Source organism: Leptolyngbya subtilissima AS-A7, assembly GCF_039962255.1.
Classification (GTDB): Bacteria; Cyanobacteriota; Cyanobacteriia; order Phormidesmidales; family Phormidesmidaceae; genus Nodosilinea.
In genome coordinates this window covers 280,986-296,692 of record NZ_JAMPKY010000008.1, presented here as the reverse complement: position 1 = coordinate 296,692, position 15,707 = coordinate 280,986, and the positions used below count along the sequence as shown (strand labels likewise).

Annotated in this window: 13 protein-coding genes; 7 read left to right on the top strand and 6 right to left on the bottom strand. The window is 53.7% G+C overall.

All coding sequences use genetic code 11. The features are described from left to right. Nucleotides 1–19 precede the first annotated feature (19 nt). A complete protein-coding gene (gene ftsE / locus NC979_RS18330) occupies nt 20–859 on the bottom strand; it encodes a cell division ATP-binding protein FtsE (protein WP_190519565.1) in 840 nt (279 codons plus the stop codon). Nucleotides 860–1,071: 212 nt separating this feature from the next. Continuing rightward, entirely contained in the window at nt 1,072–1,893 is an 822-nt protein-coding gene (locus tag NC979_RS18325) for an ion transporter (protein WP_190519563.1), read from the bottom strand. A 261-nt stretch (nt 1,894–2,154) separates the two neighbouring features. Between NC979_RS18325 and NC979_RS18320 the strand changes: the two genes are divergently transcribed. Together NC979_RS18320 and NC979_RS18315 are read left to right on the top strand one after the other, a co-directional pair. Beyond that, a complete protein-coding gene (locus NC979_RS18320) occupies nt 2,155–3,201 on the top strand; it encodes a sirohydrochlorin chelatase (RefSeq protein WP_190519561.1) in 1,047 nt (348 codons plus the stop codon). Nucleotides 3,202–3,288: 87 nt separating this feature from the next. Then, nucleotides 3,289–4,176 carry a 3'-5' exonuclease gene (locus tag NC979_RS18315; protein ID WP_190519559.1) on the top strand — a complete coding sequence of 296 codons (888 nt, stop codon included), beginning with the start codon at nt 3,289–3,291 and terminating at the stop codon, nt 4,174–4,176. A 7-nt stretch (nt 4,177–4,183) separates the two neighbouring features. Here NC979_RS18315 and NC979_RS18310 read toward each other — a convergent pair whose 3' ends face one another. Both NC979_RS18310 and gyrA read right to left on the bottom strand, forming a co-directional pair. Then, the gene (locus NC979_RS18310; RefSeq protein WP_242024025.1) at nt 4,184–4,615 is read right to left on the bottom strand and encodes a VOC family protein; all 432 of its coding nucleotides are present in this window, start codon (nt 4,613–4,615) and stop codon (nt 4,184–4,186) included. 14 nt (nt 4,616–4,629) lie between these two features. Next, nucleotides 4,630–7,287 (bottom strand): DNA gyrase subunit A, encoded by a 2,658-nt coding sequence (gene gyrA / locus NC979_RS18305; protein WP_190519557.1) that lies wholly within the window; start codon nt 7,285–7,287, stop codon nt 4,630–4,632. Between the two features lie 247 nt (nt 7,288–7,534). Between gyrA and NC979_RS18300 the strand changes: the two genes are divergently transcribed. The 3 genes from NC979_RS18300 (at nt 7,535) to NC979_RS18290 (ending at nt 10,109) form a co-directional block, all read left to right on the top strand. Further along, the gene (locus NC979_RS18300; RefSeq protein ID WP_190519555.1) at nt 7,535–8,479 is read left to right on the top strand and encodes a histone deacetylase; all 945 of its coding nucleotides are present in this window, start codon (nt 7,535–7,537) and stop codon (nt 8,477–8,479) included. Between the two features lie 271 nt (nt 8,480–8,750). Then, the gene (gene rfbB / locus NC979_RS18295; protein ID WP_190519553.1) at nt 8,751–9,827 is read left to right on the top strand and encodes a dTDP-glucose 4,6-dehydratase; all 1,077 of its coding nucleotides are present in this window, start codon (nt 8,751–8,753) and stop codon (nt 9,825–9,827) included. Between the two features lie 66 nt (nt 9,828–9,893). Next, nucleotides 9,894–10,109, top strand: a complete 216-nt coding sequence (locus NC979_RS18290) for a sugar phosphate nucleotidyltransferase (RefSeq protein ID WP_190519667.1) — start codon at nt 9,894–9,896, stop codon at nt 10,107–10,109. A 386-nt stretch (nt 10,110–10,495) separates the two neighbouring features. On the opposite strand, the gene NC979_RS18285 is transcribed toward NC979_RS18290, so the two are convergent. Beyond that, complete coding sequence (locus NC979_RS18285; RefSeq protein ID WP_190519551.1) at nt 10,496–11,359, bottom strand: universal stress protein; 864 nt, start codon at nt 11,357–11,359, stop codon at nt 10,496–10,498. Further along, on the bottom strand, nt 11,356–12,795 hold the full coding sequence (locus NC979_RS18280) for a SulP family inorganic anion transporter (protein ID WP_190519549.1): 1,440 nt from the start codon (nt 12,793–12,795) through the stop codon (nt 11,356–11,358). The genes NC979_RS18285 and NC979_RS18280 overlap by 4 nt, the downstream gene beginning before the upstream one ends. An 836-nt stretch (nt 12,796–13,631) precedes the next feature. On the opposite strand from NC979_RS18280, the gene NC979_RS18275 reads away from it, so the two are divergent. Then, nucleotides 13,632–14,222 carry a TetR/AcrR family transcriptional regulator gene (locus NC979_RS18275; protein ID WP_190519547.1) on the top strand — a complete coding sequence of 197 codons (591 nt, stop codon included), beginning with the start codon at nt 13,632–13,634 and terminating at the stop codon, nt 14,220–14,222. Nucleotides 14,223–14,473: 251 nt separating this feature from the next. Next, nucleotides 14,474–15,643 (top strand): efflux RND transporter periplasmic adaptor subunit, encoded by a 1,170-nt coding sequence (locus NC979_RS18270; RefSeq protein WP_190519544.1) that lies wholly within the window; start codon nt 14,474–14,476, stop codon nt 15,641–15,643. Nucleotides 15,644–15,707 lie beyond the last annotated feature (64 nt).

Genomic DNA, 15,707 nt, shown 5'->3' with positions numbered 1-15,707 from the left:
TGATGTTAAGGAAAGTAAACTACCGGCGCAGGTGATGCAGACGACCATTCTTAATCTGCACGACGGGATGGTTAGAAATGCGCACTAGGTGCTCGTCGTGGGTGGTGACAATGACAGTAATGCCGATGGAGTTGAGCTTTTTGAGGATCTTGATCACCTGAAGGGAGTTCTCCGCATCTAGGTTGCCAGTGGGCTCGTCGGCCAGCAGCAGGGGTGGGGTGCTGACCACGGCGCGGGCAATGCTCACTCGCTGCTGCTCACCGCCAGAGAGTTCGTCGGGGAAGCACTGGGCTTTGCCCTGAAGACCCACCATTTTGAGAGTCGGCCAGAGGCGGCGATGAATCTCTTTGCGGGTAAAACCCTGGGCCCACAGCACAAAGGCTACGTTCTCGGCCACAGTGCGCTTAGGAATCAGCTTGTAGTCTTGGAATACGACACCGATGCGGCGGCGCATCATCGCTAGGCGGTTGCCCCGCAAGTCAGAAATCGGTTCATCGCCCACGAGGATGTTGCCGCTGGTGGGGCGCTCATAGCCGTAGAGCAGTTTGAGTAGGGTTGATTTGCCTGAGCCCGACGGGCCGGTGACGAAGAGAAAATCGCCGGGATTGACCGTTAGATTTACACCTGCCAGCGCCTTGCTGCCGTTGGCATAGACCTTCTCAACGTTGTTGAGGGAAACGATGGGCTGAACAGAGGTGTTTTGGGGAGGAGCAGCGTCGAGCACGGGGGCAGGAGAAGGGTCGGCGGCGGAACGGGCGGGCACTACAAGTTTGAAGCGGTCTTGTAGTCTAGCCTTGACGTCTTCGGGAAGACCGGACAGCTTGGCGTCGTCGGTGGGGCGATGGAGCACAGAAGTCATGGAGCGTCCTAACTGAGATGGGCTAGACAGGCTCAGGGGTGAGGCTGACAAAAACGTATGAACTGCGCAGCCAGCACCGAGGACAGGGCTGACGAGGCTTTTGGGTGGTCATTGTACCGGAAAGACCGTATCCGGCAAAAGGCCTATTTGTTTTTTCAATAATCGTTATGTTTCGTTACTGAGACAACAGCGCGGCTGAAGGGCTTGCCTAACTAGGGCTCTAGAAGAGTACCGCAACGTTTGCAAAATTGGGCATCGTTGTCGTGCAGAGTCAGGCCGCAGCTGGCACAGGGGCGGTGTTGACCGACTTGGCCCAGTTGTCGAATCAGGCTGCTGACTTGGGTCGGAATGAGCGCGATGCCGGTAAGAATCATCATCACCGTGAGCCCCCGCCCCGCTTCAGAAATGGGGGTGACATCGCCGTAGCCTACCGTGGTCATTGTGACTACAGCGAAATAGAGCGCGTCTAAAAAGGTGCCGAATTCTTCGGGGTTGCTGGGATGCTCAACTTGAAAGATCAGGCCGGAGTAGATAAAAACAATTGTTCCTAACGTCAGCAAAATACGAATTAAGATGAGGCTGTCTGTGCTGGTTACTTGGCCAAACCAGAGCCGGTCGTTGAAGATTCGCACTAAGCGCAAAATTCGCAGCGATCTAAAAAAGCGCAAAAAGCGAATGTCAAAGACGCCAATCCAAGAAGGCAGAATGGCAATTAGGTCGATCAGGCCGTAGAGGCTAAAGGCGTACTGCCAGGGGCGCGGGGCTGTCCAGAGGCGCAAACCATACTCGAGGGTAAAAGCCAGTACGATCAGCCAGTCGAGCCAGTCCAGCCATTCATCTAGGGCAGGAGAGATGGGGTAGCTTTTGACAACAAAAATGGCGGCCGACGTAAAGATCAGCAGCACGATCGCGCTATTGACTACCCGACCAGGCATCGTGTCGGTGGTGTCTAGGTGGCCGCGCAGGCGTTCACGCAGCGCCAGTTCCTGACCCTCGTGCTGGGCTTCCTGCTTTTCATCGGTAGTTTCTTCCATCGTGTTAATGCCCACCCCCAGGATGGTTCTATGCTCTGGCCTGGGCTAAGATAACCAGGCAGACTGATTTTTATCTGGCTGCGATTTTATAGCTATCTTGCCCTGGCTTTGAATTATCCAACGGTCAATTTGGCTTTGAGGGATGAACTGGGTCTAGGTTAGCGCTTGCTCCTAGGCTGCTGTGGGCCAAATTTTCACCAGTGATATCTTTAAGCTGGACTGAGGGTTAGATTTAGTATCACTGCGGCACTTTGAGCACCTATGGCGATCGCACCAATTATTACTACCCCCAACGATTTTTCGCCCAGCGCGACGGGCACTTGGTCGCCGCTACCGACCCAGCGACCGCTGTTGCTGGTGGGTCATGGCAGCCGAGATACGGAGGGGCGCGATCGCGTTCTAGAATTTGCCGCCGCCTACCAGAAACTCGACACTTCTCGCCCGGTAATTCCCTGCTTTTTAGAGTTAACAGAACCGACGATTCAAGACGGGGTAGATCTGTGTGTGGAGAAGGGCTACACCGACATTTCAGTGCTGCCAATTTTGCTCTTTGCCGCTCGCCACAACAAGTTTGATGTTACCAACGAATTAGATCGGGCTCGCCAGCGCCACCCCCAGGTAACCTTTCACTACGGTCGCCACTTTGGCATTACCCCGGCCATTATTCAGCTTTGGCAGGAGCGGCTGGCGGAGCTAGATACGCCTCGATTCAATCCCAACAATATTGCCCGCGAAGATACGGTGCTGCTGTTTGTGGGTCGGGGAGCCAGCGACCCCGATGCCAATGGTGATGTCTACAAGCTAGCTCGCATTGTGTGGGAGGGCAGCCGCTACAAAACCGTTGAAATTTGCTTTATTGGCATTACCCATCCCCGCCTAGAAGAGGGATTTCGCCGCGCCAGGATGTACGAGCCAAAACGCATTATTGTGCTGCCCTACTTCCTCTTTACGGGGGTGCTGATCAAGAAAATCATGGGCATCTGTGAGCAGGAGCAGGCAGCCTATCCAGAACAGCTGGTGAGCTACCTGCCGGAGATGGGCAGTCATCCTCAACTGATGCAGATTTTGCGCGATCGCGAAATTGAAACCCACCTGGGCCAGGTAGCGATGAACTGCGAAATGTGTAAATTTCGCCTGGCTGCCGGGGGTGGTCAGCACGGTCACGGTCATGACCACGGGCATGCTCACGAACAAGGTCATGCCCATGATCACGGTCACGGCCACGATCACGGCCATCACCACGGCGAACCCGTTGATCTTTTTCCCGAACCCGACGATTACCATCAGCGGGCCTGGCAGGTGCCCTAGCTGCTTATCTGACTTGGGCTGGGAATGTTTAAAGAAGCGCCTGGGCAGCGGCCTAGGTAAGTCTTTAGCGCAGCCCAGGGAGCAGCCATGTTTAAATCTGTCAGTCGGCACGTGTGCGCCTTTGACTTAGAGTGGGTGCCTGACCCGACATCGGGACGGCGAGTGTACGGCCTGCCCGCCACGCTATCGGATGCCGAGGTGTTTGAGGTGATGTGGGCTAAGGCTGGAGCCACGGCAGAAAAACCTCGGCCCCATCTCAAAACAGCGCTGTGCCGCTTAGTGGCGGTCTCGGCAGTGGTGCGAGAGCAGCACAACGGCGAGGTCAACCTGCGGCTGACCACTCTGCCCAGACAGATCGATCGCCTGATGGATGAAGGCGAACTGATTTCTACTTTTCTGGGCTATCTGGGGCAGCACCATCCTCAGCTGGTGGGCTTTAATTCTCAAACCGCTGACCTGCCGATCTTGCTTCAGCGCGGGCTGGTGGCAGGTGTCTCGGCAGCAGAGTTTTGCCGCCGGGCCGACAAGGGCTGGGGCAGCGACTATTTCAGCCGCCACGGCGATGCCCATATTGATTTGAAAAGTATTCTCAGCGGCTGGGGGATTGCTACGCCTACTCTGCACGAACTAGCGGCGGCGATGGGCATTCCGGGCGAGGTGGGGGCGCAACCCCACGATGTGGTGGACTGGTGGGTTGAGGGAGATCTGCGAGCGATCGTGGCGCAGAGCCAGTTTGACGCGTTGAGTACCTACCTGGTGTGGCTGCGAACGGCACGGTTCGCTGGGTTCTTTAGTGCAGGACAGTACCTGGAAGAGGAATTGCGGGTGCGGCGAATGCTGGGCGATCGCATTGCCCAAGGTGACCATCACTTAACTCAATACCTGCATCGGTGGGACAGTTTCAACCTCCCACCCAACGATGCCATGGTTATTCCCCTGTCTGCCACCGCCGTAGCTACAGACCAAGCGGCCTAAGGTTGCGTCAGCCAGTCTCCACGGTCAGCCCAATCTCTTGCCCGTAGGAGAGTTCCAACGTGTGGCCATCGGGGTCGCGCAAAAAGGCCCAGTAGCCCACCGGGTAGCCAGAATCTTGCGGGTCTTGCAGTAGGCAACCCTCCTGCCGGGCCAGGTTGCACAGGGTATCCACTGCCTCGCGACTTTTGCATCCGACTCCCAAGTGGGCCAAGGGTGTCAGCAGGGGCTGCACCTCAGCTTGCTCGATGAGCACGATCGCAAAAGGGCGCGTGTGGTCAGATAGCCACACAACCCTGACCCCCGTTGCCTGATCGACCCGGTGGTGGATCACCTCCATCGCTGCATAGGCCCTATAGAACGCAATGCTTCGTTCTACATCAGCGACGGGCAGGGCAATGTGAGTTAACCCCAGATCCACCATGGCGACTTCCTTTCCCAAGGGCGGGGCAGTAGTTAGATGGGTTCCTCAAGAGTGGCTTCGGTGGATGCCTCGGTAAGGATCACTTCGGTGGATACCTCGGTAGCCTCCTCGATCGCTTCCACAATCGCTTCTACCGTGTCCTCGAAGGGTTCTTCTTGCAGGGCGGGGGGTACGACAGCGACGGCGGCGATCGCATCCTCTGCATCGAGCCTCTGCAACCGCACACCGGTCGCCGGGCGCGACTGAATCGAGATATCGTTCACCCGCTGGCGAATGATAATGCCTCGGTTAGTCACCAGCATTAGCTCATCGCCCTCGCCCACCACCAGCAGCGAGGCCAAGGCGTCGTCGCGCTTGCGGAACTTAATCGCCATCAGGCCCATACCGGCCCGGTTCTGCAGGCGGAACTTGGCCACCGGCACCCGCTTGCCCAGACCCGACGCGGTAATCACCAGCACCCAGGGGCCACCCTCACTGCCGTTGGTCACGATATCATCGTCATCGTCACTGTTGCTGCCTGCCTCCGTGGCCTGCACCACCGCTTCCACCACCTGACTGGGCAGAATATCCATGCTGATCAGCTCGTCGCCGTTGCGCAGAGCCATGGCCCGCACCCCACGCGTGGGGCGACCTAGGGGCCGCAGCTGGTCGTCATCAGCCTTAAAGTGAATGGTCATGCCCCGGCGCGAGCCGATCAAGATGCTGTCGGTGTTGCGGGCTAGGCGCACCCACCTGAGGTGGTCACCCTCTTCGAGGGAGATGGCAATTAACCCATTAGTGCGAATGTTGCTGAAGGCGGATAGGGCCGTCTTCTTCACAAAGCCGCCCTGGGTGAGCATCACTAGGTATTCTTCGTCGGTAAACTCGCGCACCGCCAGCACCGAGGTAATCGCCTCTTCTTTAGGAATGGGCAACATCTGCACAATGGGCATACCCCGCGAGGTTCGAGAACCTTCGGCAATCTGGTAAGCCCGCAGGGCGTAGGTGACGCCGCGATCGCTAAAGAACAGCAGGTAATCGTGGGTGTAGCAGGTGATGAAGTGCTGCACGCCGTCGTCTTCCTTCATCTTGGCCCCGGCTTTGCCTCGGGTGGCGCGGCTCTGGGCCTCAAAGGTGGCTACCGGCATCCGTTTGATGTAGCCTTGGTCGGTGACCAGAATGACCACCTGCTCGTTGGCAATCAGGGAGATGTCGGTCAGTTCCGCATCGTCCATCTCAATGATGGTGCGGCGGGGGCTATTGTGCTTGGCCTTAAGCTCACCCAGCTCGGTGGTGATGATTTCGAGCACCCGCTCGCGACGGGCCAAAATATCCTCCAGGTCGGTGATTTTGGCGACCAGCTCTTCGTGCTCCTGCTGAATTTTGTCAGCTTCTAGCGCGGTAAGGCGACGCAGCTGCATCTGCAAAATAGCGTCAGCCTGCAAGTCTGACAGACTGTAGGTATCCATCAGCTCTTGCTTGGCAGCGGGGGTATCAGCCGCACCACGAATCCGCGCAATAATGGCGTCTAAGTTCGTCAGAGCAATCAGATAGCCCTGGAGAATGTGGTCTTTCTCTTGGGCCCGGCGCAGCTCGTACTGGGTACGGCGCACAATGGTTTCTTCGCGAAACTCGAGGAAGACCTCCAGCATGCGCTTGAGGCCAAGCAGCTGGGGTTCGCTGTTGACCAAGGCCAGCATGTTGACGCCAAAGTTGTTTTGCAGCGGTGTCTGCTTGTAGAGGTTGTTGAGCACAACTCGAGGGTAGGCGTCGCGCTTCAGCTCGATAACGATGCGCATGCCGTCGCGATCGCTCTCGTCGCGAATATCCGAAATCCCTTCCAGGCGACGCTCGTTCACCATTTCGGCGATCCGCTCGATCATTCCCGCCTTATTGGTCTGGTAGGGCAGCTCGGTGATGATGATGGCTTCGCGATCGGGCCGTCCCCGGTGCTCGATGGTTTCCATGCTGGCTACACCGCGCATGGTGACAGAGCCACGCCCGGTCATGTAAGCATCGCGAATGCCGCTGCGACCCAAAATCTGCCCGCCCGTGGGGAAGTCGGGGCCGGGAATGATTTCCATCAGCTCGGCGGTAGTGATGTCGGGGTTGTTGATCAGCGCAATTACGCCATCAATTAGCTCACCCGGGTTGTGGGGCGGAATGTTAGTTGCCATCCCCACGGCAATACCCGAGGAGCCGTTGAGCAACAGCTGGGGTAACCGAGACGGCATGACCACTGGCTCCTGCTGAGAGCCGTCGAAGTTGTCGGCAAAATCGACGGTGTCAGACTCGATGTCTTGCAGCAGCGAGTCACTGGTCAGCGATTGCAGACGACACTCGGTGTATCGCATCGCCGCTGGCGGGTCGTTGTCGATAGAACCAAAGTTGCCGTGACCGTTAATCAGCGGCATACGCATAGAGAAATCTTGAGCCATGCGCACTAGGGCGTCATACACCGCTGTGTCGCCGTGGGGGTGATACTTACCCAGCACTTCTCCGACTACACGGGCGCATTTACGAAAGGGGCGATCGGCAGCCAAACCCAGCTCGTGCATAGCATAGAGAATGCGGCGATGCACCGGCTTGAGCCCGTCCCTTGCATCTGGCAGCGCCCGACCCACGATCACGCTCATGGCGTATTCCAGGTAAGAGCTTTGCATTTCAACGCGCAGATCCGTGGGGACGATACGCTCTTCTGGGGTTGCCATAGGCTAAAAAACTCCGAATTTGCGAACAACAAAGCGCTAGTCAGACCCTCGCACCGAGTGGTGCTGAATAGCGCTTAATCAGCATGTTTTTTGCGGACTCATGTGAGTTATATTTTAGCACGAATTCCCCGGTTCAAATCAGCAGACGCTATGGTGGGTGTAGGGGCACAAGAGGCCTGATTTAGCGACGTTTTACCGCCCCGACTGCATCCTTAATTCGTAGTAGTTCACCACCCCTGACTTTGCCGTGCACCACGCTCTCACCCTGGCCGATTTTGGCGTTATCTATTCGCCCGATTTTTTGACCCACGATACCGGCAGTTTCCACCCCGAAAACGCGGGCCGATTGAAAGCGATTGTGGCTGCTTTAGAGACAGTTGCCTGGGCCGATCACCTCGACTGGCGCGAACCCACCCCAGTGAACCAGCGGGATGTAGATACCCTGATCGCCCAAATTCACAACCCCCGCTATGTCACAGCTCTGCGGGAAATTGCCCACTCGGGCGGTGGCCACATCGACGGCGATACTGTGGTGTCTGAGGCTAGCTACGCCGTAGCGCAGCTGGCGGTGAGCGCTTGGCTCGATGGCGTCGATTATGTTCTAGAAACGGGGCACTCGGCCTTTGTGCTGGCGCGGCCACCGGGGCACCATGCGGTGCGCGATCGCGGCATGGGCTTTTGTCTGTTTTCCAATGCGGCGATCGCAGCCCACTATGCTCTAGAACAATCTGCGGTTAATCGCGTTGCTATCCTCGATTGGGATGTGCATCATGGCAACGGCACCCAAGCTTTAGTAGAGGAGAACGCGGCGATCGCCTACTGCTCTCTCCACCAGCTTCCTGCTTACCCCGGCACGGGCCACAGCAGCGAAACCGGCTTTCACCAAAACGTCTTGAACTTGCCCATGCCCCCCGGCAGTACCAGCGACGACTATCAGCTAAAGTTTGACCAAAAGGTAATGCCCTTCCTCAAGTCCTTCGCCCCCGACTTGCTCATCATCAGTGCTGGGTATGACGCCAACGCCGCGGATCCCCTAGCCAATGTCAATCTCTCCCCCAAAGACTTTGGCATCTTTACCCGCCAATGCTTAAACGTCACCGACAAAATTCTGTTTGGCCTTGAAGGTGGATACGACTACAACGCGCTTAGCGAGTCGGTGTTAGCCACCATCAGCGCTCGACTAGGATTTTAGAGACTTTGAACGGACGGCTAGCCACAAGTCACGCTGCAAACTTCTCTCTGTTGAGGGTAATTGCAAAACGCCTTATTCTTAGTGACTAAGCATTTGCAGCAGCTGTAACAATGTAATTAATTACCTTGATGCCCAATATGCTTATAAAGCATGTAAAGCAGTGGTGGCGATGTACTGCCTTACAGAGTGTCAGGCCAAACGGAATTTGCAGTAGTCCTAGCATTACTACTGCAAAGGCCATCACCTAGCTGTAACGCCAATGATATAGCGTATGAAAACTTATTTGATTACTGGTGGGTCTGGTTTTATCGGTTCTAATTTTGTTCTCAAGGCCAGAAAAGAGCACTGGGCTAATATTATTAATTTAGATCAGCTTACCTATGCTAGTAATCCTAATAGTTTGGATACTTTGAAAGATGATCCAGGCTATCAGTTCATTTACGGAAGTATCGGCGATCTCGAGCTAGTCTCTAGTATTTTGCTTCGCCATCGTCCTGATGTCATTCTAAATTTTGCTGCGGAGAGCCACGTTGATCGTTCCATTGTTAGACCCGAAGCATTCATTCAGACTAATATTTTAGGTACTTTTCGACTGTTGGAAGCTACTCGTAGTTATTGGAATGAGCTGTCGTTAGAGGACCAGATAGCGTTTCGTTTTCTCCATGTTTCTACCGATGAAGTTTATGGCTCTCTCGGTCCTGAAGATGCGCCGTTTTGTGAAACCACTCCCTACGCACCTAATAGTCCTTACTCCGCGAGTAAAGCAGCATCGGATCATTTAGTCCGAGCCTATCATCACACCTATGGAATACCTACACTTACCACTAACTGCTCGAATAACTATGGCCCCTACCAGTTTCCAGAAAAACTAATTCCTTTGACTATCCTGAGTGCCCTTGAAGGCAAACCATTGCCGATTTATGGAGATGGCCAAAACATTAGGGATTGGCTTTATGTTGAAGATCACTGTGATGCAATTTATCGAGTCGTTCAAAAAGGAAATATAGGTGAAACCTATAACATTGGTGGTCTTAATGAGAAGACTAATCTTGCTGTAGTTGAATCCATTTGTGCTTTGCTAGATGAGCTAGCACCTAAAGCTGACATTAAACATTCTTCATTAATTACTTTTGTTAAAGATCGCCCTGGTCATGACAAACGCTATGCCATTGACTGTAAAAAAATTCATGATGAATTAGGCTGGAAACCTAAGGAAAGCTTTGATGGCGGCCTGTTGAAGACCGTTAAGTGGTATCTCAAAAATGTTGACTGGGTTGAACAAGTGCAATCCGATGATTACCATAATTGGATTCACGATAATTATTCCAGTCGGTTGGTTAAAAGCTAACAGAAATTCTGACAAAACTTTCATAAATGATTTTATAAACTTTTTGGAGCACTTCCTACAAAGGGTATCATCCTAGCCGGTGGGACTGAAACTCGTCTTTACCCCCTTACGCTCACGGTAAATAAGCAACTTATGCCTGTGTACAGCAAGCCGATGATTTACTATCCTCTGTCGGTATTGATGTTAGCTGGCATTCAGAAAGTTTTGATAATTTCTACCCCTGATTCGCTACCCTTATTTGAACAATTGTTTGGTGATGGTAGCCAGTGTGCAAGCGTCTAGCTTATGCAGACCTTAGAAGAACGTTAGGGCTTAAAGATCGCTTGTGTAGAGTAAATTGCTTATCAGAAAGGCTATATTTCTGGTAAACAACTTTATTGCTTAGCCAAACCTCTAGCCAAAAGTGATTGTGGTGCCTACTTTATAAAATTAATAAACGTTAGCTTCTATTACCCTATTCCGGCGAAGGTGCCCGCTCTGGGAGTTGTTTAGTATAACAATGGTTTGTAAAAGGGGAGGAATCGCTTATGCAGTAGTCTATTTACCCCTTGTCTATTTTGGAAAAAGCCTGCTTTAAAGACGATCTCGAAAGTTTAAGTCAACTACAGCGCAATTTTTAATTTGCATGATCTGTTATTTGATGAAAGCTTGAATAGAAGCGGCCCAACCTATCGAAATAGCAGTACCGGAATTTGACTGCTTCTCAACAGCTGGATTGTAGTGCTGTCAATGGCCGTATGAAGAATTGAACGATGACTATAGGCACCTATCAGTAGTAGGCTAATGCTTTGCTCCATAACGTATTGAGAAATCAACTTTTCGGGTTCCTCGGGAGGGATGGTTATTACGGGCTTAATACCAGCTTGGTGCAGCAGTGACACTGCCTCGGCTATGCACTCGGTTGTAGTGATGTCTGACTCAGCCTTGGCGGCCATTAGCAGGTGAATTTCGAGATGGTGGAGACCAGGCATGTTAGCCAAAAAAGTCAGCATGCTTTTTCCAGTAGAACTGCCGTCATAAGCTACTAATAGTCGTTCTATGGGGACAAATTCCTGAGGTGTAACTAAACAGGGCTTAGTGCTACTGCGCACGATGCGATCGGCATTGGTGCCTAGATGCTCCAAGGTAAAGTTTGCTGATTCCCCTTGTTTACCGATCACAATCAGGTCAGTGCTGGCTTCTAAAGTTTCTAAGTGGTCAATCAAGAACCCGGTTTTATGAAGCAGCTGTATTGACTTAACCCCGTGATTGGCAATGGCCTGTTGGGCCTCGGCCAAAATTAGTTTGGCCTGTTGGTGATTGCGCTTAGCCTGCTCGTGCTCTACTTCGACTAGCTTTTTAAGTAAGCTCTCTGAGGTTCCTAGGCCAATGCTACCGCTGAGATCAGCGGTCTCTGCAATGACCTCGTCTCGACTGTCGCTGACGTAGAGTACGTCTATGCTGGCTCCTCCTTGCTTGGCAAACCAGGCTCCATAGCGGTAGCTGCTCTGGGCATATATTGAGCCATCTGTACACAGTAGGAGGCGCTTCATGACTGACTTTCGGGTTGCGACTTGGGTAGAGATCCATTGGCTTGGCTATGGGGGGCTAGCTTTTCCATTAGAGTAGCGCTGGCTTCGTTGAGGCCTACCACTTCCACCTCCGCTCCGGCCCGGCGAAATTTGTTCACTACTTTATCTAGGGCGGCGACAGCCCCTTGATCCCAGAGGTGAGCGTGGGTTAGGTCAATAGTGATGCGATCGACAAATTCATTAAAGTCAAAGGCTTCTAAAAATTCATCGACAGACACAAAAAAAATCTGCCCCGATACGCTGTAGATTCGGTGGCTACTATCATCGTGTAGCACCTTGTCAACAAATACCAGCCTGGCAATTTTGCGCGAGAAAAATACTGTGCTCATCACAATGCCTGTTGCTACTCCCAAGGCAAAGTTGCGGGTGAAAATGGTCACTAGCATAGTGGTCAGCATTACCGCTGTTTCGCTGCGCGGAATGCGCGCCATGTCGCGAAATGAGGCCCACCGAAAGGTGCCGATCGAGACCATAATCATTACCGCCACTAGGGCGGCCATGGGCATCTGGCGCACCCAACCGCTGAGGGCGAGAATGGCAAACAGCAAAAACACTCCAGCGCATAGAGTAGATAAGCGTCCTCGCCCGCCTGACTGTACGTTGATCACTGACTGGCCGATCATGCCACAGCCGGCCATACCGCCGAAAAAGCTGGTGATGATATTGGCAACACCTTGGCCTTTGGCCTCCCGGTTTTTGTCGCTTGGGGTATCGGTTAGCTCATCTACCAGTGAGGCGGTGAGAAACGAGGCTAACAAGCCTACCACTGCCATGGTTAGGGAGTAAGGCAGCACAATACGCAGGGTCTCGAGCGTAAAAGGTACTTTGGGTAGGGCAAAAATGGGTAAGGTGGTGGGCAATTCGCCCATGTCGCCCACGGTGGGCACCTCGATGCCGAGGGCAATTACTGCGGTTGTCATGACAAACAGGGCTACTAGGGGCGAGGGCACTGCTTTGGTTAACCGAGGCAAGCCATAGATAATGATTAGGGAAAGGGCTGCGATCGCATACACTGCCGGGGGAACATTGGTGAGCTGGGGCAACTGGGCCAGAAAAATCAGCACTGCTAAGGCGTTGATGTAGCCCACCATCACTGCCCGAGGCACGTAGCGCATCTGGCGCCCCAGTTTTAGTACCCCAAAAATTACCTGAAGAATGCCGGTGAGGAAGGTAGCCACCAACAGGTACTCTAATCCCCAGTCTCGCACCAGATCAATCATCAGTAGGGCCATGGCCCCGGTGGCAGCTGAGATTGACCCTGGGCGTCCACCTAGAAACGCGGTGGTGACCGCAATAACAAACGAGGTGTAAAGCCCCACCTTGGGGTCGACTCCGGCGATGATCGAAAACGCGATCGCCTCTGGTATCAGTGCCAGCCCTACCACTGCCCCGGCCATAATGTCTGCCTTGGGGTTGGATAGCCACTCTCGTCTCAAATTGCGAGGTTTTAGTCGTCGAAGCTTAAGCTTATAAATGTTCAATTTGCCTCCCCATAACCGACATAATTATCAAGCGCTTCAGGACGGATGCTTTCCCATAGCGTCCACAAATCGGACAACCTCTCCCAACTTTGGCTTGGGCGTTGGGTCTTCAGCCGTCGTGACAACCCTGGGCTAGCTAAACGACCCACAGTCAAAGTATTGAGAAAAGACGACCAGAGGACCTGATAGCGAAATGCTGACCTTGCTAGCAGATTTTGCACCTGTACTGCTTTCCCGTACCTATTGATGAATGAACTCCACACCTGCTCTTGCCGTTAAAGAGCTTGCCCTTCTTATAGAAATGCTTTGCAGCGGATGGGCGATCTGCCAACAATTTTGGAAAGAGGCTTGGAAAGCCTATGGCCAGCGGTGTGCGAATGATTAAGCCAGTCCTTAATCCATGCCCATGTAAAGCCAAATTTGGACCAATGTCTAGGCTCTAAACCAAATACACATATTTATAGGGAAAAGCAACACCTAAGCATTAAAAAATGCGACCTTGCTCTAGTCCGCTTAGGGCTCCGTTTAGTACAGCTGCCTAGCTCTATAAAATTTGTTTTGTGCTGGAGTTAGAGGCTGCTGGCAGGCCACCGGAAACCTGTAAGACCACCTGTAGGCTACCAGGCACAAAGGGTTTACAAGGCTGAACAAAGGGGCTATGGTTTTTATACCGATCGTCCAACATAAAATTTGCGGTGATGGGATAGGCTTTTGAAGCTGCTTATGAGGTAGGCCGCAGCGCCTGAGCGTGTATGCCCAAAATCGTTGACCATGACGAGTACCGCAGGGAGCTGTTGAACGAATGCTTTGACCTATTTGCTGAAAAGGGCTACGCTGCGCTGACCATGCGCCAAATTGCCCAAGGCCTAGGGGTGTCAACAGGCACGCTTTATCACTACTTTCCCAGTAAAGAAGGGCTGTTCGAGCAACTGGTGCGTGAAACTACGCTGCAAGATATTCAAAGCGCGATCGCCGTTGCGAGCCAAGAAAAGTGTGTGTTGGGCCGTGTAGAGGCCGCCCTGGAGTATGTCGCCCAAAATGAAGACTTTTTAAGCAAGAAAATGCTGATTTGGATTGAGTTTTATCAGCATCAGCACCGAGAGAGTGGTGTTCCAACCGAGGTGTTTCATGGGGTTTGGCAAGAGAGCGAGCAGCAGATAATTGCCCTGCTAGGGCTAGACGATCCAAAGTTGGTACGTTTCCTCAGCTGCGTAGTAGATGGCATTTTGCTGCACCGCATCTATGAACCGCAGAGTTGCTCGTTTCGTGACCATGCTCGGCTGCTGATTGACATGTTAAAGCTCTACCTCACCTACGGAGGTTCGCTACGTTCGCTGAATTGAGCAACACCGTTTCTCAACCTCCCAACGGATTCGAGACGACGGGGCGTCGTTTGTTAGCTGAGGCGGCGACGACGCTATGACTCTAGGTCCTCTGAATTACCATTAAGCAATGGCATCCGATGTCTAACCAGCACTCAAAGTTTAGTTACCCTATGCTGCCAGTGAATACTCGTCGATCGCGACAGGTTTTAGGGGCCGCTCTCACTCTGTCACTAGCTGTAGCGGCCTGTAGTAAACCGGCACCAGACGCTATGTCCGGCCCCCAAGCGGTGCAGGTGCAGGTGCAGGAGCTTCAGCCCGGTACCTTTGAGGAAAGCTCTGATTTCGTTGGGGCTTTAGAGGCTGAGCAGCGCATTGAGCTCAAACCAGAGGTGGAAGGCCGCGTCACTCAGGTGCTAGCAGACTCTGGCAGTGCTGTTGCCAAGGGGCAGCCTGTGGTGCAGCTCAGCACCAACCAGGTGCAGTCTGAGGTGGCGGCAAACCAGGCGGCTGCTCAGGCAGCTGGTTTTGGGCGCAATGCCGCTCAGGCCCAAGTCGATGCAGCTCAGGCAGAGCTGGCCCGCGCCCAAGCCGATGTCGAGCTAGCTGTGGTTGACTTTGGCCGCACTGAGCGCTTGGTGGGGGCGGGGGCGCTGAGCCGCCAAGAGTTAGACAATGCCCAAAATCAGCTAAACGTTGCCCAGGCTGCCCAACGCCAGGCCTCAGAAAATGTGCGGGCTGCCCAGGCTCAGCTACAGCAGGCGCTCTCAACCTTTGAGCAGGCCCAGGCCCAGGTGGATGTCAGCCAGGCAGATGTGGGCTTTAAGCAGGTGTTAGCTCCGGTGGCCGGTTTTTTGGGCGATGTGTCCCTCAAAGTCGGCGACTATGTGCAAGCGGGCGATACCCTGGCTACCATTACTCAAAACAGCGCCCTGCTTTTGCGCATTCAGGTGCCTACGACCCGGGCTAGTCAGTTGCGAACGGGCATTCCGGTAGAGCTGCTTAGCCCCGACACCGGTGAACCCCTAGCTACGGGAAGCGTCAGTTTTATCTCGCCTGAGGTGGATGGCGAGGGTCAATCGATTTTGGTCAAGGCTCGCTTTCCCAATGAGGCGGGCAACTTGCGCGATGGTCAGTTTGTGCGAGCGCGGCTGATCTGGAGCACCACTGCTACGCTGCTGGTGCCCACGGTGGCAGTTACCCGCATCGCCGGACAGAGCTTTGTGTTTGTGGCCACCGATCAGCCCCAAGAAGACGGCAAAACCCTGCGGGTAGCCACCCAGCGACCGGTACAGCTGGGGCCAATCCAGGGAGGAAACTACCAGGTGATTGAGGGTCTAGAAGCCGGAGATGAGGTAATTGTGACAAACATTCTACAGCTGCAGGACGGCAGGCCGATTGACCCTGAGGCCCAAGCTTCAGCTACGCCCTCGCCTGATTGACGAAACTATTTGCTGCTTGACGACTGTTTAGCGTCTGCATGGCGCAATTCGTAAAGCGATTCTC

Excerpts from the sequence above, each read along its gene's own strand:
- ftsE (WP_190519565.1), bottom strand. The coding sequence starts at position 859 with ATGACTTCTGTGCTCCATCGCCCCACCGACGACGCCAAGCTGTCCGGT.
- NC979_RS18325 (WP_190519563.1), bottom strand. The coding sequence starts at position 1,893 with ATGGAAGAAACTACCGATGAAAAGCAGGAAGCCCAGCACGAGGGTCAG.
- NC979_RS18320 (WP_190519561.1), top strand. The coding sequence starts at position 2,155 with ATGGCGATCGCACCAATTATTACTACCCCCAACGATTTTTCGCCCAGC.
- NC979_RS18315 (WP_190519559.1), top strand. The coding sequence starts at position 3,289 with ATGTTTAAATCTGTCAGTCGGCACGTGTGCGCCTTTGACTTAGAGTGG.
- gyrA (WP_190519557.1), bottom strand. The coding sequence starts at position 7,287 with ATGGCAACCCCAGAAGAGCGTATCGTCCCCACGGATCTGCGCGTTGAA.
- rfbB (WP_190519553.1), top strand. The coding sequence starts at position 8,751 with ATGAAAACTTATTTGATTACTGGTGGGTCTGGTTTTATCGGTTCTAAT.
- NC979_RS18285 (WP_190519551.1), bottom strand. The coding sequence starts at position 11,359 with ATGAAGCGCCTCCTACTGTGTACAGATGGCTCAATATATGCCCAGAGC.
- NC979_RS18280 (WP_190519549.1), bottom strand. The coding sequence starts at position 12,795 with ATGGCCGGGGCAGTGGTAGGGCTGGCACTGATACCAGAGGCGATCGCG.
- NC979_RS18275 (WP_190519547.1), top strand. The coding sequence starts at position 13,632 with ATGCCCAAAATCGTTGACCATGACGAGTACCGCAGGGAGCTGTTGAAC.
- NC979_RS18270 (WP_190519544.1), top strand. The coding sequence starts at position 14,474 with ATGTCCGGCCCCCAAGCGGTGCAGGTGCAGGTGCAGGAGCTTCAGCCC.